The sequence below is a fragment of the Roseococcus sp. SDR genome, from assembly GCF_019083995.1.
Classification (GTDB): Bacteria; Pseudomonadota; Alphaproteobacteria; order Acetobacterales; family Acetobacteraceae; genus Roseococcus.
In genome coordinates this window covers 1-18205 of the sequence record NZ_JAHRCU010000021.1, presented here as the reverse complement: position 1 = coordinate 18205, position 18205 = coordinate 1, and the positions used below count along the sequence as shown (strand labels likewise).

Genomic DNA, 18205 nt, shown 5'->3' with positions numbered 1-18205 from the left:
GCCGCCGCCGGCGTCTCCCAAACGTCACCGACGCGTCATCGGCTTGGCATGAACGGCCTTTACCCCGCCGGAGCGAAAGGTGGGGCCTGTGAACGGACTGGAACTGCACGGAATCGGCAAGGCCTTCGGCCAGACCCAGGTGCTGCACGAGGTGGATCTGGCGGTCCGGCCGGGCGAGTTCGTGGCCCTCCTGGGTCCCTCGGGCTGCGGCAAATCCACGCTGATGCGGATCGTGGCCGGGATCGAGACGGCGGATCGCGGCACGGTGCGCATAGGCGGCGCCGATGTGACGCGGGCGCATGCCGCCACGCGCAACGTCGCGATGGTGTTCCAGAACTATGCCCTCTACCCGCATCTCACGGCCGCGCAGAACATCGCCGTGCCGCTCGCCATGCGCCGCCTCTCGGCCTGGCAGCGCGCCCCGCTCCTGGGCGCGCTGCTGCCCGGCACGCGTGCCGTCCGGCGCACCATGATGGAAGATGTGGCGCGCGTGGCTGAGCCGCTGGGCCTGACCCCGCTGCTCGCCCGCAAGCCCGCGCAGCTCTCGGGCGGCCAGCGGCAGCGCGTGGCGCTCGCACGTGCCGTGGTGCGCGACCCGAGCGTCTTCCTTCTGGACGAACCCCTCTCCAATCTCGACGCCGCGCTGCGCAGCACGACGCGGCGCGAGATCGTGGAGATCCATCGCCGCACGGGGGCCGCCACCCTCTACGTCACACATGACCAGGCCGAAGCGCTGACCATGGCGGATCGCGTGGCGGTCATGCTCGCCGGGCGCATCCTGCAATGCGGCACCCCGCGCGAGGTCTATGAGCAGCCAGCCGATCTCCGCGTGGCGCGCTTCCTCGGCGACCCCGCCATCAACCTGCTGGAAGCCGAGGCCGGCGAGGATGGCGCGGTGCGCCTCGAAGGCCGCGCGACAGGCCTGATGACGCGCCAGCGCGGGCCGCTCACGCTCGGCATCCGGCCCGAGGCGCTGGAGGCCGCGCCTGAGGGCTGGCCCGCCACGGTCACGGCCCGCGAATATCTGGGCGAGGCGCAGCTCCTCCATGCCCGGATCGGCGCCCAGCCCGTGATCCTGCGCGTGCCGCCCGGCCTTGCAGAGGCGCCGCAGATGCATCTGCGCTTCGATCCGCGGGATGCGCTGCTCTTCGGCGCCGATGGAATGCGCCTGCCTGCCGCGGAGGCGCTGCATGCGTGAGGGCGGCAGCCGCGGCGAGGCGCTGGCCGGCTGGCTGCTGACCGCGCCGGCCGCCCTCGCCTTCCTCCTCCTGCTGCTGGCGCCGACGCTGGCCGCCATCGCGCTCGCCTTCTCCGACTACGAGCTCGGCCAATGGCCGCCCGCCTGGATCGGTCTCGACAATTTCCGTGAACTCTGGATGGACCGCGGCTTCCGCACCTCTTTCGTGAACACGCTGGTCTATGTCGGGATCGTCGCACCCGTCTCGGTCCTGGGCGGCCTCGGCCTCGCGCTGCTGATCGAGGGGGCTGCGCGTGGCCGCACCTTCTTCCGCGCCGTCTTCTTCCTGCCGGTGGTGAGCCTGACGGTCGCCATGGCCGCCGCCTGGCAATACCTGCTGCACCCCACCATCGGCCCGGTGAATGCCGCGCTGCGCCTGCTCGGCATCACCGGCCCGGCCTGGCTCTCCTCCTCCGACACGGTGCTGCTCTCGCTCGCCGCCATCGGCGTCTGGGAGGGGGTGGGCTTCAACATGGTGCTGTTCATGGCGGGGCTGACCGCCATCCCGCGCGAGCTGCGCGAGGCGGCGCTGGTGGATGGCGCGCAACGCGGCTGGGACCGCTTCCGCCTCGTCACCTGGCCGCTGCTGGGCCCCACCACGCTCTTCGTCGTCACCATCAGCCTGGTGCGCAGCGTGCGCGTCTTCGACACGGTGGCGGTGCTGACGCGCGGCGGGCCGAACAAGGCCTCGGAGGTGCTGCTCTACACCATGTACACCGAGGGCTTCACCTTCCTGCGCCTCGGCTATTCGGCGGCGATCACGCTGGTCTTCCTGGCCATCGTCCTCGCCCTCATGCTGCTGCAGACGCGTGTGCTGGACCGGCGGGTGCATTATGGCTAGCGGCCTGCGCCTCCTCCTGCTGGCCGCCCTCGGGCTGCTTTTCATGGCGCCCTATATCTGGATGGTCTCGGCCAGCCTGAAGGCGACGGATGAGCTGTTCCGTGCCCCCATGGCGCTGCTGCCCGAGGGCTGGGCCGCCATCACCAATTACGGCCGCGTGCTGCGCGAGGTGCCGGTCGCGCTCTATCTCTGGAACGGGCTCGTCATGTGCGGCGGCATCCTGTTCTTCCAGCTGCTTTTCGCCATCCCGGCCGGCTATGCGCTCGCCAAGCTGCGCTTCGTGGGGCGGGAATGGGTCTTCGGCGCGGTGATGCTGGGCCTGCTGGTGCCGGCCCATGTGCCCGCCCTGCCGCTCTATGTGGCGCTTTCAGGCAGCGGCTGGCTCAACACCTATGCCGCGCTGATCGTGCCCTCCACCATCAGCGTCTTCGCCATCTTCCTGTTCCGCCAGTTCTTCCGCTCGCTCCCGCAGGACCTGATCCACGCGGCCCGCCTGGACGGCATGGGCGAGGCCGCGATCGTCTGGCGCGTGGCACTCCCCAATGCCTGGCCGGCGGCGACGGCCTTCGCGATCTTCTCCGTCGTCGCGCATTGGAACGACCTCTTTTGGCCGCTCATCGCCACCACCGGCCATGCCCGCGCCACGCCGGCGCTGGGCGTCCTCTACTTCCGAACGGAGGAGGCCGGCGATGACTTCGGCGCGCTGATGGCCGCCTGCACGATCATGACCGCCCCCCTCGTTCTCGCCTTCCTCCTGGCGCAGCGGCGCTTCGTCGAGGGCATCTCCACCACCGGCCTGAAAGGATAACCCCGATGCAGATCAAACGCCGTGCCCTTGCCGCCTCGGCAGCGCTCCTGGCACCCGCCGTCGCGCGCGCGCAGCAGAATGTCGAGATCACCGTGCATTACGCCCAGCCGGTGATCTTCAAGGAGAGCTATGACGCCATCGCCGCTGCCTTCGCGCGGCGCGAGCCCAACATCCGCATCAACTGGGTGACGACGCCGAACTACGAGGAGGGCATGCAGCTCATCCTCCGCCAGGCGGCGACCAGCCTGACGGTGGATCTGAGCTACCAGGGCTTCAACCGCCTGCGCCTCTTCGCCGAGCGCGGCATCGCGCAGGACCTGATGCCGCTGCTCCGCGCCGAGGGCGATCCCGCGGCGATGGGCTATTCGCCCAACATCCTCTCCCTCGCGCATTTCGGGGGCTTCCAATCCGGCCTCGCCTATGCCGCCTCCAACCCCATCATGTTCTTCAACGCCGATCTGGTGCGCCGCGCCGGCGGCAATCCGGACGCCATGCCGACCGATTGGCCCGGCATCTTCGCGCTCAGCCAGCGCATCCGCGCACTCGGCGGCGGCACGGAGGGGATGTTCTACGCCTGGCCGGGGGATGACTGGATGTTCTCCGCCCTGCTCTTCGGCTTTGGCGGCCGCATGCTCTCCGAGGATGAGCGCGACATCGCCTTCGCCGGCCCCGAAGGCTTGGGCGCGCTGCGCCTGCTCGACCGCATGGTGAAGGAAGGCGGCATGCCCAACCTGGCGCGCGATGCCGCGCAGCAGGCCTTCGCGGCCGGCCGCCTCGGCATGTTCTTCTGGACCACCGCCGCCCTGCGCGGAACCATGCAGCAGGTGGGCCGCAACTTCGAGCTTCGCACCACCGTCATGCCCGTGATCGACCCGGTGCGCGGCCGCCTGCCCACCGGCGGCGCCGCCGGCATGCTGATCGCCCGCGATGCCGCGAAGCGCGAGGCCGCCTGGAAGTTCCTGCGCTTCTCCACCAGCGCCGAGGGCACCACGCTGATGGTCCAGAACACCGGCTATGTGCCGACCAACCAGCTCGCCATCGACGATCCGGGCTGGCTGGCCGAGTTCTACCGCCAGAACCCGCTCTTCCAGGCGGCGACGCGCCAGGCGAACATCATGATCCCCTGGTACGCCTTCCCCGGCGCCAATTCGGTGCGCGTGACGCAGACCATGGTGGACCAGCAGGCCCGCATCGTGGAGCAGCGCGCCACACCCGAGCAGGTGCTGGCCGATATGGCGAGCGAAGTGCGGCGCCTGCTGCCCCGGCCGCGTGGCTGAAGCATGACCATCCGCATCGCCCAGATCAGCGACGCCCATCTGGGGGCGTCGCGCGATCCCTTCGGGCCGAATTTCGATCTCGCCGCGCAGCAGATCCGTGATGCGCGGCCGGACCTGCTGCTCGCCACCGGCGATCTCTCGCTGGACGGCGCCGACAGCGAGGCCGACCTCGCTTCCGCCTGGGCGCGGCATGCGGCCATCGGTCTCGAATGGCGCGCGGTGCCGGGCAATCATGATGTGGGCGACGAGGCGCTGCTGGGCGGGCGCCAGCCCTGGAACACGGCGCGGGCCGCGCGATGGCGGGCGCTGGCCGGGCCCCGGCTCTGGGTGCATGACCTGCCCGGCTGGCGCCTGATCGGCCTCGACACGCAATCGCTCCTGACCGATGCGGCGCAATGGGAAGTGCTGGCCGAGGCCATCGCCGGCGCGGCGGGCCGCGCCATCGCGCTGGTCCAGCACAAGCCGCTCACCGAGCAATCCCTCGCGGATGCGGCGGTGAACTATTGGCCGGTCCTGCCCGCACCCCGCGCCCGCCTGCTGGCGCTGTTCGGCGATGCGCGGCCCGCTCTCGTGCTCTCGGGCCATCTGCACATGTGGCGCGACCGCGTGGCGGACGGCATCCGGCAGATCTGGGCCCCCTCCACCGGCTTCATCGTGGGCGACCCCTGGCAGCATGCGCTGGGCGAGAAGCGGGTCGGCTGGGTGATGCATCACTTCCACGCCGACGGCACGCATGATTGCGAGTTGCGCGACGTGCCGGGCGCCATCTGCCACGATCTGGGCGATATGCCGGAGGTCTACGGCCCGCTGGCGCCCGTGCGGCAGGACTGACGGAAGCGCGGCGCGGACCCGCCCATCAGGGCCTCCCGCCGGGAGGGCACCCCCGCGGCGGCACGATCATGCGCTCCGCCTCCTCGCTCTCCCTGGCGGAGATGCGGTCCGGTGCGGCGGTGGATGGGTGTGGCGCTTGCGGTGGCGCGCGCCAGTGTTGGTCGGATACTCACCCTCCATCGGGGTGAAGACCGGCATCATCGCCCGCCTCTCCACGGGGACAGGTCGAGCGCGGATGAATCCCGGATAGGTGGTTGCGGCGCTGCGACACCTCGCCGCCTGTCGCCAAAGCTTCTTCCATCCGCAGCAACCGTGACACGGCCGCCCCCTACCCACGCCCTGGTTTTGGGTGAGCGGGAGGATCCTGTGCCAGGCGTTGCGTTGCGAGGCATGCAGAAAAGCTTCGGCCCCACGCCCGTGCTGCGCGGCGTCACGCTCGAGGTCGTCGAGGGCGAGTTCCTGGCGATCCTGGGCGCATCGGGCTGCGGCAAATCCACCCTGCTGCGCATCCTCGCCGGGCTGGAGACCGCGGATGCCGGCGAAGTATGGATCGGCGATCGCCGCGTGGACGCGCTGCCGCCCAAGGCGCGCGACCTCGCCATGGTGTTCCAGAGCTACGCGCTCTACCCCTACATGACGGTCGGCCAGAATATCGCCCTGCCGCTCGAGATGCGACGGCTCTCGGCGCTGCAGCGCCTGCCCTGGCTCGGGCGGCTCTGGTCCGGGCCGCAGCGCCGTGCCATCGCAGCCGATGTGGCGGCCGTCGCGGCGCCGCTCGGCCTCGCGCCGTTGCTGGCCCGCAAGCCGGCGCAGCTCTCGGGCGGGCAGCGGCAGCGCGTGGCGCTTGCCAGGGCGATGGTGCGCAGCCCCGCCGCCTTCCTGATGGACGAACCCCTCTCCAACCTGGATGCGCGCCTGCGCGCCGAGGCGCGGGCCGAGATCGTGGCGCTGACGCGCCGCCTGGGGGTGACCACGCTCTACGTCACGCATGATCAGGGCGAGGCGATGGCCATGGCCGACCGCGTGGCCGTGATGCAGGCCGGGCGGGTGCTGCAACTGGCACCGCCGCAGGAGCTCTATGACGAGCCGACCAGTCTCGATGTCGCGCGCTTCATCGGCTCGCCGCCCATGAACGCGCTGCCCGCACATGTCGGCGAGGATGGCGCGGTGATGGTGGGCGATGTCCGGCTGCCCTGGCTCAGCCCGGCGCGCGGCCTGGTGACGCTGGGCGTGCGGCCCGAGGGCTGGGTGCCGGCCAGCCAGGGCATCCCCGCCACCGTCACGCTCATCGAGCATCTGGGCGCGGAGACGCTCTGCCATCTCGAGGGCGGCGCCGTGCTGCGCCTCGCACCCGACATGGCGCGGGGCATGGTGGCGGGCCAGGCGCTGCGGCTTGCCGTGCGCAAGGCGGTCCTGTTCGGCGCGGACGGCCAGCGCCTGCCGCTCCAGGCCGCGCTGCGGGAGATTGCCCTTGGCTGAGGCGAAAGGCACGCTCGGCCCGCGGCGCGCCGAGGCGCTGGCCGGCACCCTGCTGGCGCTGCCGGCCTTCATCCTGATGTGGCTGATGCTGCTGGGCCCGGCGGTCGCCGTCGGCCTGCTCTCCCTCACCGACTGGAATTTCGGCGAGCCGCAGATCCGCTTCGCCGGCCTCGAGAACTACGCGGAGATGTGGGGCGACCGGGTCTTCTGGATCAGCCTGCGCAACACCGTGATCTATGTGGGCGTCTCGGTGCCCGCCACGGTGCTGCTGGGCCTGCTGGCCGCCATCGCGATCGAGAGCGTGGGGCCGCTCAAGGGCTTCTACCGCGCCGCCTATTTCCTGCCCGTCGCCAGCACGCTGCTCGCCATGGCGCTGGTCTGGGAGTTCATGTTCCACCCGAGCGTGGGCTTCGTGAACCAGGTCTTCCGCGCGCTCGGCCTGCCCACCGCGGATTGGCTGCAGAACCCGGACACCGCGCTCTTCGCGCTCGCCGCCATCGGCGTCTGGCAGAATCTGGGCCTCGCCATGGTGCTCTTCATGGCCGGGCTGAAGGCCATCCCGCCCGATCTCTACGAAGCGCTGGCGATGGACGGCGCGGATGGCGCCTGGGAGCGCTTCCGCCGCGTCACCTGGCCGATGCTGGGGCCGGCACTTGTCTTCGTGGTCGCCATCACCGCCATCCGCAGCTTCCAGGTCTTCGACACGGTGCAGGTGCTGACCGAGGGCGGGCCGTCCAAGTCCACCGAGGTGCTGCTCTTCACCATGGTGCAGCAGGGCTTCACCTTCCTGCGCTCGGCCTATGGCGCGGCAATCACCATGGTGTTCCTGCTGCTCACCCTGGCCATCACCCTCGCGCAGACCGTGCTCCTCGACCGGCGGGCGCATTATGGCTAGGCGCGCGTTCACCCATCTCGTGCTGATGCTGGGGGCCGCCGTGATGCTGGCGCCCTTCGTCATCATGCTCTCCATCTCGCTCAAGCCGCCGGGCGAGGTCTTCGCGCCGCAATTCGCCCTGCTGCCCACGCAATGGCATGCGGTGGAGAACTACACCGCCGCCTTCACCAAGGTGCCGCTGGCGCGCTTCCTGCTGAACGGGTTCTTCGTCACGCTCTGCATCTTCGCGGCCCAGGCGCTGACGGCGCTGCCCATGGCCTATGCGCTGGCCAAGCTGCGCTGGCGCGGGCGGGAGACGGCCTTCGCGCTGGTGGTGCTGGCGCTGCTGATCCCGCCGCAGGTGCCGGCCATCCCGCTCTATATCGGCCTCTGGCAGCTCGGCCTACTCAACACCTATGCCGCCATCATCCTGCCCTCGACCATCTCGGTCTTCGGCATTTTCCTGATGCGGCAATTCTTCCGCACCGTGCCGGATGACCTGATCGCGGCGGCGCGCATGGATGGCCTCTCCGAATGGGCCATCGTCTGGCGGATCATGCTGCCGACGGCGGCACCCGCCATCGCGGCCTTCGCCTGCCTCTCCTTCATCTGGAACTGGAACGAGTTCTTCTGGCCGCTGATCGCGGTGCAGGAAGAACACCTCATGACGCCGCCGCTCGGCATCGCCTTCTTCTCCAATGCCGAGGCCGGCACCTCCTTCGGGCCGCTGATGGCCGCCGCCACGGTGGTGACCGCGCCGCTCGCCCTCGCCTTCCTCCTCGCCCAGCGCGCCTTCATCTCGGGCGTGACGATGACGGGCGTGAAATGACCCTGATCCACCCAAGGAGCCCCGCCATGCATCGCCGCACCCTGCTCGCCTCGCCCCTCGCCTTGGCCACGCCCGCCCTGGCGCAGACCGCGCCCACCGAAATCTCGATGCAGTATTCCATCCCCGAGCTGTTCCGCGGGTTGATGGAAGACGTGGCCAGCGCGTTCATGCGCGCCAACCCGAGCATCCGCATCACCATCCGCGCGCCCGAGCCGGACTACGAGGCGATCCTCCAGCGCAATCTGCGCGATGCCGTGACGCGCCAGCTGCCGGACGTCGCCTTCCACGGCCTGAACCGCCAGCGCACCCTGCTGGAGCGCGAGATCCCGGTGGACCTCAAGCCCTTCATGGCGGCCGATCCGCGCATCGCCGAGCAGGGCTATTCCGAAAGCCTGCTCTCGCTCGGCCAGGTGGGCTCGTCGCAGACGGGCATCGGCTTCGCCCTCTCCACGCCCATCCTCTACTACAATGTCGAGCATCTGCGCCGCGCCGGCGGCAACCCGGAAAACCTGCCGAGCAGCTGGGCCGAGGTCGCGGCACTGGCGCGCGCCATCCACGGCACGGCCGAGAACCTGAACGGGATGTTCTACGACTGGACCATCACCGGGAACTGGGCCTGGCAGGCGCTGGTCTTCAGCCATGGCGGCACCATGCTCACGGCCGATGAGCGCCAGGTCGCGATGGGCCAGGAGCCCGGCCAGCGCGCCATCGCCGCGCTGCGCATGCTGGTGGATGAGGGCCGCATGCCCGACATGCGCCCCAACGCCGCCATCGCCGATTTCTTCGCCGGGCGCCTGGGCATCTCGATGCAGTCCACCGCGCAGCTCGGCCGCTACAATCGCGAGATCGGTGGCCGCTTCCCGCTGGTCTGCGGCCGCTATCCGCTCTCCGCGCCCAATGCGCGCCTGCCGGCCGGCGGCAATGTGGCGATGATGTTCACGCGCGATGCGGCGAAGCAGGCCGCCGCCTGGGAGTTCATCAAATTCGCCACCGGTCCCGTGGGTGCGACCATGATGGTCAATGCCACCGGCTACATGCCCGCCAGCACCATCCCCGCGCAGCGCGAGGAAATGCTGGGCCGCTTCTACCGCGAGAACCCGAACCACCTCGTCACCTTCCGGCAGCAGGATGTGATCACCGGCTGGTACGCCTTCCCCGGCCAGAACGCGCTGCGCATCACCGACACCATCAATGACCACCTGCAGAGCGTGGTGGCCCGGCGCGCCGAGCCGCAGGCGGCACTGACCCGCATGGCGGCCGATGTCCAAGCCCTGCTGCCGCGCCGCTGATGTTCGACTTCATCCACATCACCGACCTGCACATCCTGCCCCCGGGCGAGACCAATTACGGCCTCGACCCGGCGGAGCGGCTGCGCATGGCGGTGGAGAGCATCGCCGCGCGCCATGGTCCTGGCAGCGCAGCGCCTGCGCAATTCGTCGTCGCGACGGGGGACCTCACGCATCACGGCCAGCCGGCCGCCTATGCGCAGCTCCGCGAGATCCTGGAGGGACTGCCCATGCCCTTCCACCTCATGCTCGGCAATCACGACGAGCGCGACCATTTCCGCGACGCCTTCCCCGAGCAGGGGGTGGATCAGAACGGCTTTGTGCAGCAGGCGATCGAGACCGACTCCGGGCTCTTCCTCCTGCTCGACACCAAGACGGAAGGCACGCATGCCGGCGCGCTCTGCGACAAGCGGCTGGCCTGGCTCAACGCACGCCTTGCGGAAAGCGAGGGGCCGGTCTTCCTCTTCCTGCATCACCCGCCCATGTCCGTCGGCATCAGCCGCATGGACCGCATCCAGATGGCCGATGCGGCGGCGCTGGCCGACGTGCTGGCGCCACACCAGCGGCGCATCCGCCACATGTTCCACGGCCATCTGCACCGGCCTCTGGCGGGGTCCTGGCGGGGCATTCCCTTCAGCTCGATCCGCGGCACCGCGCATCAGGTCGCACTCGACCTCTCGGAGCGAGAGACGGTGCCGGGCAGCCACGAGCCCGCCGCCTATGCGCTGGTGCGGGTGAGCGAGGACGCCGTGATCGTGCACAGCCACGACTACCTCGACCAGACCAACCATTTCGACCTCTGAGCGCCCGCCCCTCTGGAGACGCACGCATGATTCTCCGCCGCAGCCTGCCCTTCCTGGCCGCCGCCGCGACGCCCGCCCTGGCCGGCGAGGCGCCGCGCCGCAGCACACTTCGCTATGCGACACTCGGCCTCGACACCGCGGACCCGCATCGCCACACCGGCTCCATCGCGGTGCAGCAGGCCTATGTCGAGGCGCTGACCTCGATCGGCCCCGATGGCGGCGTGGAGCCCTTCCTGGCCGAGCGCTTCGCCGTCACCGAGGACGGGTTGAGCGCGACCTTCCACCTGCGCCCGGGCGTGCTCTTCCATGACGGCACGCCGATGGATGCGGCCGCCATCCAGGCCAATATCGAACGCGTGCGGGACCGGGTGCGCGGCGGCTGGCTGGCCGGGGCGATGCGCCTCATCACCCGGATCGAGACGCCCGATGCCGCGACGGTGGTGCTTCATCTGAGTGCCCCCTACGCGCCGCTGCTCACCTCGCTCTCCGAGCTCTGGATCGTCTCGCCCCGCTCACCGGGTTGGGAGGGGAACATCACGCGGCCGGCAGGGACAGGACCGTTTCTCTTCGGCCAGTGGCAGCCCAATGTGCGGCTGATCGCGCCCGCCAATCCGCGCTACTGGGCGCAGGGGCAGCCGCGCCTCGAAGCCGTGCATTTCGACCTGCGCGGCGATGTGGACAAGGGCCTGGCGCTGCGCGCTGGTGACCTGCACCTGGCCGATGTGCCGCATGACGTGGCGGGCCAGTTGCGCGGTGATCCGCGCTTCACCGTGCAGGGGCTGCGCGACACCACCTGGTATTTCGTCGCCTTCAACAATCGCCGCCCGCGCCCGCCCTTCGACAATCCGCTGGTGCGCCGCGCACTCGGCCATGCGCTGGACAAGCCCGGCTTCATGCGTTTCGTCGCCGGTGAAGCGGGCGTGGCGACCAACCAGATGGTCGCACCCGGCAACCTCTATTTCGACCGCGCGCTGCACGAGGCCGACCCTTACCGCGCGCCAGACCTCGAACGCGCCCGCGCGCTGCTGCGCGAGGCGGGCGTGGACCCGGCGCGCACGCGGATCGAGCTGGTCTCCTGGCAGGAACCCTATGCGCAGGCCGCGGTGCAGATGGTCCGCCGGCTCGGCTTCCAGGTGACCCACACGCCGCTGGACGATGTCGGCGCGCAACGCCGGCTCGGTCAATATGACTGGGACCTCTGCTGCATGGCCTCGGGCCCGCGGGCCGATATCTTCCTGCGCTGGGTGCGGCTGATGTCGGACGGCCCCAATCCCGTGCTCTGGGGCGGCATCCAGGATGCGGAGCTGGACGCCATGATCCGCGCCGCGGCGGCCGAGCCCGCGCTGGAACCACGCCGCGAAAGATACGCCCGCGCCTGGGCGCGCGTGGCGGAGCGGCACTATTTCCTGGTGCTGGGCCATGCGGCGAACCAGATCGCCTGGCGGCGCGAGGTGCAGGGCTTCACGACCGGCTTCACCTGGAGCCCGCACCGCGCCGATGGCGGCATCGCCGTGACCTCCCTGGGATGAGGTTCCTCGCGCTGGTCCTCCCGGGCCTCGCGCTCCTGGGGCCTTGGCTCGCGCCCTTCGACCCGCTGGACCAGGACCTGCTGGCGCTGAACCAGCCCCCCGGCGCGGTGCATTGGCTGGGCACGGATCACCTGGGGCGCGACGTGCTCTCACGCCTGCTGGCGGGTGCCGGCACCACGCTGGCTGTCGCGGCGCTCGGCACCGCGCTGGCCCTGCTGCTGGGCGGCCTGGCCGGGCTGATCCTGAGCGGGTTGGGGCGCGGCGCGGAGTGGCTGGGCTTCGCCGTGGTCGACACGCTGCGCGGCCTGCCGCCGCTGCTGCTGGGCCTGGTGGCGCTGGCGGCGATGGGGCCGGGGCTGGCACCGCTCGTGCTGGCGCTTGCCCTCTCCTACGCGCCACTCTTCGCCCATGTGGCGCGCACCGCGCGGCGGCGTGAAGAGGCGGCCGACTACGTCCTCGCCGCCGTGGTCAGCGGCGCCGGACCCTGGCGCGTGCTGCTGCGCCACATCCTGCCCAATGTTGCGGGGCCGCTGGTGACGCTGGCCGCCATCACGCTGCCGCGCTGCGTGGTGACGGAGAGCGTGCTCTCCTTCCTCGGCCTGGGTGCGGCGCCCGATGCGCCGACCTGGGGCCGCATGGCGGCCGATGCAGCGCGCCTGGCCGAGGCAGCGCCGCATGCGCTGCTGGTGCCCGTCACCGCCATCGCGCTCGCCACGGCGGCAGCGGCGGCACTCGGCAATGCCGTGCGCCGGCAGGTGGACCCGCGCCGGGCATGAAGCGATCCCTGGCCATACTTGCCACCAGCCTCGCGCATGGACTCGCCATCACCTTCGGCCTCTTTCTGCTCTTCGGCGCGATTCCGGGCGATGCGGTGGATGTGCTGGCCTCCGCCGGTGACCTGGACGAGAGCCAACAGGCGGCGATGCGGGCCGAGCTAGGGCTGGACCAGCCTGCCTGGCGGCGCTTCCTGGCCTGGGGGGCGGCTGCGCTGGCGGGGGATCTCGGCACCTCCCAACGCTTCGGCCAGCCGGTCGGGCCCATGCTGTGGGAGGCGGCCGGCGTGACCTTGCAGCTGTGCGCGCTGTCGGGCGCCCTCGGCATCCTGCTCGCCTTCGGGCTCTGCCTGGCGCAGGCAGCCGGCTCGCGCGGCGCGCAGCTGGCTGTGGAGGCGATCAACCTCTGGTCCATCGCGCTGCCCACCTTCTGCATCGGCGTGGCCGCGCTGCTGCTCTTCTCGGTCTGGCTGGGCTGGCTGCCGGCGATCGGCGGGCTGCTGGCGCCGGTGCTGATCCTCGGGATCGACAATGCCGGCCAGATCGCCAAGCCGCTGTCAGAGGAAGTGGCCGAGGTGGTTGCACGGCCGCATGTGATGGCCGCCCGCGCCCGTGGCCTGACGCCGCTCGGGTTGGCGCGCTGGCATGTGCTGCCGCTGGCCGCGCCGGTCGCGGTCTCGCTGACCGGCGTGATGCTGGCAGGCCTGCTGGGCGGCACGCTGACGATGGAGTTGTTGTTCGGCCTGCCGGGCATGGGCGCGCTGGTGCTGAACGGCATCCAGGGGCGGGATCAGCCCGTGGTGCTGGCCGGGCTTGTGGCGGCCGCGTTGGCGATTGTGCTGGTCAACGCGTTGAGCGCGGTCATGCAATCGGTCCTCGACCCAAGGCTCGGTGGCAGGGAGTGAGAGGACCCAGTCGCCAGGTGCAACTTTCGTGCCCTCTTGCAAGCGAGCAGGTGATGCGGCGCCGAAGACACGGCGGACGATGGGCGAAGCAAGAGGCGCCTGCCTCATCAGCCGTGTCTCTGCTCGCCGCCTCGACGTAAGCTCGGCTGCGGCGTCCCACTTGCTCAAGCGGTGCGCGCCAGCACGGCGCCGCGAGCCACGGGAAGCGCCCGGGTCAGCGCCCAGCATGCCGCCAGCATGAGGGCGGCGCCGATGAGGCACGCGGGAAGCCCGCCCAGCAGGAAAAGCAGGCCCGACAGCGCGGTCCCGGCGAAGCGGCCGGCGGCGTTGGCGGCGTAGTAGAAGCCCACATCCTCGGCCGCCTTCTCGCTGCCCGCATAGGCGAGGACGAGGTAGGAATGAACGGAGGAATTCACCGCGAAGAGCAGCCCGAAGACGCAAAGGCCAAGCGGGACGTAGAGGTCCGGCCGCGGCGCACCGGCCAGCATCGCCAGCGCCAGTCCCGCGGGAACCAACGTCAGCGCGAATGACCAAGCGCGCGCGGCCGGCACCTCGGCGCTCAGCCCATCGGCGCTGCGGCGGACCAGTGCGGGCGCCAGGGCCTGCACCACGCCATAGCCGATGGTCCAGAGCGCCAGGAACCCGCCCACCATCGTGAAGCTCCAGCCTGCGGCGTAGAGGAACACGGGCAGGCCCACCACGAACCACACATCCCGCGCGCCGAAGAGGAAGACGCGCGCGCCGGCCAGGATGTTCACCCCGCGATTCTTGGCGAAGAGCTCCCGCGCGGATTTGGATGCGCGCGCCTTGCCCATCAGCGGCGGCAGGGAAAGAAGCACGCCAGCCAGCACGAGCGCGAGGGCCGCCGCCATGGCCCAGAGCGCGCCGCGGAAGCCCAGCACCTCCAGCAGAAATCCACCCAGGAAGAAGCCCAGGCCCTTCATCGCGTTCTTGCTGCCGGTGAAGAACGCCACCCATTTGAACAGGCGGCCGGACGCCTCGCCGGCCGTCAGCTTGATCGCGCTCTTGCTGGCGGTCTTGGTCAGGTCCTTGGCGACGCCGCACACACCCTGCGCCAGCACGACCCACAGGACCGAAAGCGCCGCGCCCCAGTCGGGCGAGACCGCCGAGAGGAGCAGGAACCCTGAGATTTGGGTGGCCAGGCCCACCGCCAGCATGCGAGCGATGCCAAAGCGAGTGGCGAGCCATCCGCCGATCAGGTTCGCGCCGATCCCCGCCGCCTCATACAGAAGGAACAGCAGCGCCAGCGTGAAGGGCGAGTAGCCGAGCCGGAAGAAATGCAGCAGCACCAGCATCCGCAGCGCCCCATCGGTGAGGGTGAACCCCCAATAGGCGGCGGTGACGATGGCGTAGTTGCGGGTGCCGGCGCTGTTCATCTCAGATGCCCACGCCTTGCATGTGGCAGGCGAGGTCCACCATGCGGCAGGCATAGCCCATCTCGTTGTCGTACCAGGCGTAGACCTTCAGCAGCGTGCCGTCGGTGACCATGGTGGAAGGCGCGTCCACGATGGAGCTGCGGGTGTCGCGCGCGTAGTCCGCGCTGACCAGCGGGCGCGTCTCGTAGCCCAGGATGCCGGCCAGCGGCCCAGCCGCAGCGTCGGCGAACAGGGCGTTCACCTCCTCTGCGGTGGTCTCGCGCTGCATCTCGAAGACGCAGTCGGTCAGGGAGGCGTTCAGCACCGGCGCGCGCACCGCATGGCCGTTCAGCTTGCCCTTCAGTTCCGGGTAGATCAGGGCGATGGCGGTCGCGCTCCCCGTCGTGGTCGGCTGGAGCGAGAGCATCGCAGACCGCGCCCGCCGCAGGTCCTTGTGCGGGGCGTCGGTCACCACATTGGTGTTGGTCGGGTCATGGATGGTGGTGATCTGTCCGTGCCGGATGCCGATCGCCTCATGCACCACCTTCACCACGGGCGCGAGGCAGTTCGTGGTGCAGGAGGCGGCGGTGACGATCGGGTGCCGCGCCGGGTCGTAGAGATGCTCGTTCACGCCGACAACCACGTTCAGCACGCTGTCGAACTTCACCGGGGCGGCGACAATCACCCGCTTCGCGCCGCGGTCGAGGTGGCCCTGCAGCGTCTCGGGCGAAAGGAACTTGCCCGTGCATTCGAGCACGACATCCACGCCGAGATCGCCCCAGGGGATATCGCCCGGGCGCGCATGCTCGGAATAGCTCATCCGGCGGTCGCCGATGCGGATGGCCACATTTCCCTCGGCCGCGATGGGCGCCCGCCAGCGGCCCTGCACGCTGTCGAATTCCAGCAGATGCGCGATGGCGGTCGCGCCGCCCTTGATCTCGTTCATATGCACCACATCGAGGCGGTTGCCCGCGCGCGGGTCCTCCACTTGGCGCTCCGCCGCCCCGAGCGCCGCGCGCAAGGCAAGACGCCCAATACGGCCCATGCCGGAAATTCCGACCCTCATTCTGCTGCTCCCGGCCTGATCGAAAAGCTCACCGGACCATCGCATGCGGATCGGCAAGCTCATCCACGCGGGCCTTCAAGGCCATGCGGTCGAGCGAGGCGACGGGAAGGCTGATGAAGGCCTCCAGCCGGCGGCGGAGCCCGGCATACACCTCGTTGAGCAGCGTCGCGCGCTCGGCCGTGCCGCCGGTGAATTTCGAGGGATCCGGCAGGGGCCAGGCGGCGGTAATGGTCGTCGCGCCGAAGTCCGGGCAGACCTGCCCCTGAACCGTATCGCAAAGGGTGATGACGAAATCCATCTTTGGCGCGCCCGGTCCGGTCAGCTCGTTCCAGGATTTCGAGCGGAGCTCCGAAACGTCATGACCCAGGGCCTTGAGCAGGGTCAGCACCTCCGGAAGCGGCCCATCGGCGTGCGGATGGGAACCTGCGGACCAGCCCTCAAAGCGGGGGCGGCCGATCCGGTCGAGGATCGCCTCGGCCATGATTGAGCGGGCGGAGTTGTGGGTGCAGAGGAACAGCACGTTGAAGGCAGGGTGTTCCATGTCCTTGTTCTCGCGGGTGATGGCATTCAGCAGTCGCGCGAGGTCGCCGCAGCGGTGGGGTTCGCCGCCGCAGCAGGCCTCGGCCAGGAAGGCCAGCAGCGTACGAAGCCGGGCCAGCTGTGGGGCGTAGATCAGGCTGCGGCCCTGTCGCGTCGCGGCGACCAGGCCGGCCGTCTCCAGTGCCTTGAGGTGGAAGGACAGGGTGGAGGCCGGCACGCCGAGGCGCACCGCAATCTCGCCCGCCGGCAGCCCGGACGGGCCGGCCGCCAGCAGGCCACGCATCAGTTCGAGCCGGGTGCCCTGCCCGAGGGCGGTGAAACTTGCGGCGGCCTCATCACTATCCATAATTCCAGGATAATCGAATCAAAGCCGTTGTGCGTGAAGCTTATGTGACGAGCGTGCAGCCCGTGCGGTACGATGCGGCGGGGGATAAAGCGTGAATAGCAGACAGAACGACATCAACCTGCTGTCGCGAGAACAACTTCAACTCCAGTCATGGCGGGGAAGCCGCGTGGGATGAGGAACTGGCCAGGGTGCGCCGGGCTGCGGCGCTGCGCCTGATGGCGGAGCGTGGATATTCGCAGCGGCGTGCCTGCGGGCTGCTCGAGGTAGATCCCAAGACGGTGCGGCGGGAGCCGGTGGCGGGCGATGGCGAAGTGCGTGCTCGTCTGCGCAAACTGGCGGCCGAGCGCCGGCGGTTCGGCTATCGGCGGCTGGGCATTCTGCTGCGGCGGGAAGGCGTGGCGATGAACAAGAAGAAGCTCTACCGCCTCTACCGGGAAGAGGGGCTGTCGGTCCGTCGCCGGCGTCGCCGCAAGCGGGCGACCGGCACCCGTGCGCCGCTGGCTTTGCCGCAGGGGCCGAACCAGCGCTGGTCGCTCGACTTTGTCTCCGACGCGCTGAGCTGGGGGCGACGGATCCGCATTCTATGCATCGTCGACGATTTCACCCGCGAGGGCCTGGCGCTGGTGGTGGACACCTCGATCGGCGAGCGACGCCTGGTGCGCGAGTTGGAAGCGTTGATCGTCCGCCGTGGCCGCCTCGCAGTGATCGTCAGCGACAACGGCACGGAAATGACCTGCCGCGCCGTGCTCGAATGGTGCAACCGCAGCGGCGTGGCGTGGCACTGCATCGCGCCTGGCAAGCCGCAGCAGAACGGGTTCTTGGAATCCTTCAACGGGAAGCTGCGGGACGAGTGCCTGAACGAGGAGGTCTTCGCCAACCTGGCCGAGGCCCGCGCTGTCATCGAACGCTGGCGGCTCGACTACAATCTGAACAGGCCGCACTCGGCGCATGGCGGGCTGACCCCGGATGCCGCACGCCGTCGCCACGCGGACGCGGCCGGGCGGCTGCGCTACCTCGACGGCTCCGCCGCCCGGCCGCTCCAGCCAGCACAGGATTTCGGCTACAACCCCGGCGGGCTCTCACAATGAACGCGGGACCAAAGGGGGGCAGGTCAAGGTCCATCCGGCCACGGAGGCTGGCGGTCGTCCGCGGCTGGAGCTCTTGGGCGAGCTCAGCGCGATGCTGGCTGCTGCTGGTGTGGAAGGTATTGGCGCGAATGCAAAAAGCCCACCGACGATTGTCGGTGGGCTTGATGTGTTCTGTGGTTCTGTATTGGGTGATGCGGGGACAGGATTTGAACCTGTGACCTTCAGGTTATGAGCCTGACGAGCTACCGGGCTGCTCCACCCCGCGTGAAGTTGTGTGCACAAAAAAAGGTTTTCGGTTGGGTGGCCTGGCGCTGACC

16 protein-coding genes, 1 tRNA gene and 1 pseudogene are annotated in these 18205 nt (G+C 69.9%); 14 read left to right on the top strand and 4 right to left on the bottom strand.

The window, feature by feature from the left end; genetic code table 11:
* Window positions 1–88 precede the first annotated feature (88 nt).
* The 13 genes from KTR66_RS19955 to KTR66_RS19895 all read left to right on the top strand — a co-directional run bounded on the left by KTR66_RS19955 (window position 89) and on the right by KTR66_RS19895 (window position 13472).
* The gene (locus KTR66_RS19955) at window positions 89–1198 is read left to right on the top strand and encodes an ABC transporter ATP-binding protein (RefSeq protein ID WP_213615714.1); all 1110 of its coding nucleotides are present in this window, start codon (window positions 89–91) and stop codon (window positions 1196–1198) included.
* A complete protein-coding gene (locus KTR66_RS19950; protein WP_213615712.1) occupies window positions 1191–2078 on the top strand; it encodes a carbohydrate ABC transporter permease in 888 nt (295 codons plus the stop codon). The genes KTR66_RS19955 and KTR66_RS19950 overlap by 8 nt, the downstream gene beginning before the upstream one ends.
* On the top strand, window positions 2071–2886 hold the full coding sequence (locus tag KTR66_RS19945; protein ID WP_213615710.1) for a carbohydrate ABC transporter permease: 816 nt from the start codon (window positions 2071–2073) through the stop codon (window positions 2884–2886). Before KTR66_RS19950 ends, KTR66_RS19945 begins: the two co-directional genes overlap by 8 nt.
* Before the next feature lie 5 nt (window positions 2887–2891).
* Window positions 2892–4163, top strand: coding sequence for an ABC transporter substrate-binding protein (locus KTR66_RS19940; protein ID WP_213615708.1), 1272 nt, complete (start codon window positions 2892–2894; stop codon window positions 4161–4163).
* Between the two features lie 3 nt (window positions 4164–4166).
* On the top strand, window positions 4167–4994 hold the full coding sequence (locus tag KTR66_RS19935) for a metallophosphoesterase (protein WP_213615706.1): 828 nt from the start codon (window positions 4167–4169) through the stop codon (window positions 4992–4994).
* Between the two features lie 390 nt (window positions 4995–5384).
* Complete coding sequence (locus tag KTR66_RS19930) at window positions 5385–6473, top strand: ABC transporter ATP-binding protein (RefSeq protein ID WP_213615704.1); 1089 nt, start codon at window positions 5385–5387, stop codon at window positions 6471–6473.
* Window positions 6466–7368 carry a carbohydrate ABC transporter permease gene (locus KTR66_RS19925; RefSeq protein ID WP_249732284.1) on the top strand — a complete coding sequence of 301 codons (903 nt, stop codon included), beginning with the start codon at window positions 6466–6468 and terminating at the stop codon, window positions 7366–7368. Before KTR66_RS19930 ends, KTR66_RS19925 begins: the two co-directional genes overlap by 8 nt.
* Window positions 7361–8176, top strand: coding sequence for a carbohydrate ABC transporter permease (locus KTR66_RS19920; RefSeq protein WP_249732283.1), 816 nt, complete (start codon window positions 7361–7363; stop codon window positions 8174–8176). The genes KTR66_RS19925 and KTR66_RS19920 overlap by 8 nt, the downstream gene beginning before the upstream one ends.
* Window positions 8177–8202: 26 nt before the next feature.
* Complete coding sequence (locus tag KTR66_RS19915) at window positions 8203–9465, top strand: extracellular solute-binding protein (protein ID WP_213615702.1); 1263 nt, start codon at window positions 8203–8205, stop codon at window positions 9463–9465.
* Window positions 9465–10265, top strand: coding sequence for a phosphodiesterase (locus KTR66_RS19910; protein ID WP_213615700.1), 801 nt, complete (start codon window positions 9465–9467; stop codon window positions 10263–10265). Before KTR66_RS19915 ends, KTR66_RS19910 begins: the two co-directional genes overlap by 1 nt.
* 26 nt (window positions 10266–10291) lie before the next feature.
* A complete protein-coding gene (locus KTR66_RS19905) occupies window positions 10292–11794 on the top strand; it encodes an ABC transporter substrate-binding protein (RefSeq protein WP_213615698.1) in 1503 nt (500 codons plus the stop codon).
* A complete protein-coding gene (locus tag KTR66_RS19900; protein ID WP_213615696.1) occupies window positions 11791–12570 on the top strand; it encodes an ABC transporter permease in 780 nt (259 codons plus the stop codon). The genes KTR66_RS19905 and KTR66_RS19900 overlap by 4 nt, the downstream gene beginning before the upstream one ends.
* Window positions 12567–13472: an ABC transporter permease gene (locus KTR66_RS19895; RefSeq protein ID WP_213615694.1), complete on the top strand. Its 906-nt coding sequence runs from the start codon at window positions 12567–12569 to the stop codon at window positions 13470–13472. Before KTR66_RS19900 ends, KTR66_RS19895 begins: the two co-directional genes overlap by 4 nt.
* A 164-nt stretch (window positions 13473–13636) precedes the next feature.
* Here the strand turns inward: KTR66_RS19895 and arsJ are convergent, their stop codons facing one another.
* From arsJ to KTR66_RS19880, 3 genes are read right to left on the bottom strand one after another with little or no spacing between them, the layout of a single operon-like run.
* Window positions 13637–14869 (bottom strand): organoarsenical effux MFS transporter ArsJ, encoded by a 1233-nt coding sequence (gene arsJ, locus KTR66_RS19890; protein WP_213615692.1) that lies wholly within the window; start codon window positions 14867–14869, stop codon window positions 13637–13639.
* Between the two features lies 1 nt (window position 14870).
* The gene (locus tag KTR66_RS19885; RefSeq protein ID WP_213615690.1) at window positions 14871–15914 is read right to left on the bottom strand and encodes an ArsJ-associated glyceraldehyde-3-phosphate dehydrogenase; all 1044 of its coding nucleotides are present in this window, start codon (window positions 15912–15914) and stop codon (window positions 14871–14873) included.
* Window positions 15915–15942: 28 nt separating this feature from the next.
* On the bottom strand, window positions 15943–16800 hold the full coding sequence (locus tag KTR66_RS19880) for a helix-turn-helix domain-containing protein (RefSeq protein WP_213615688.1): 858 nt from the start codon (window positions 16798–16800) through the stop codon (window positions 15943–15945).
* A gap of 191 nt (window positions 16801–16991) precedes the next feature.
* Here KTR66_RS19880 and KTR66_RS19875 point away from each other — a divergent pair.
* A pseudogene (locus KTR66_RS19875) lies at window positions 16992–17771 on the top strand (IS3 family transposase); the annotation flags it as partial.
* 308 nt (window positions 17772–18079) lie between these two features.
* Here the strand turns inward: KTR66_RS19875 and KTR66_RS19870 are convergent.
* A tRNA-Met gene (locus tag KTR66_RS19870) sits at window positions 18080–18153 on the bottom strand.
* Window positions 18154–18205: the final 52 nt, after the last annotated feature.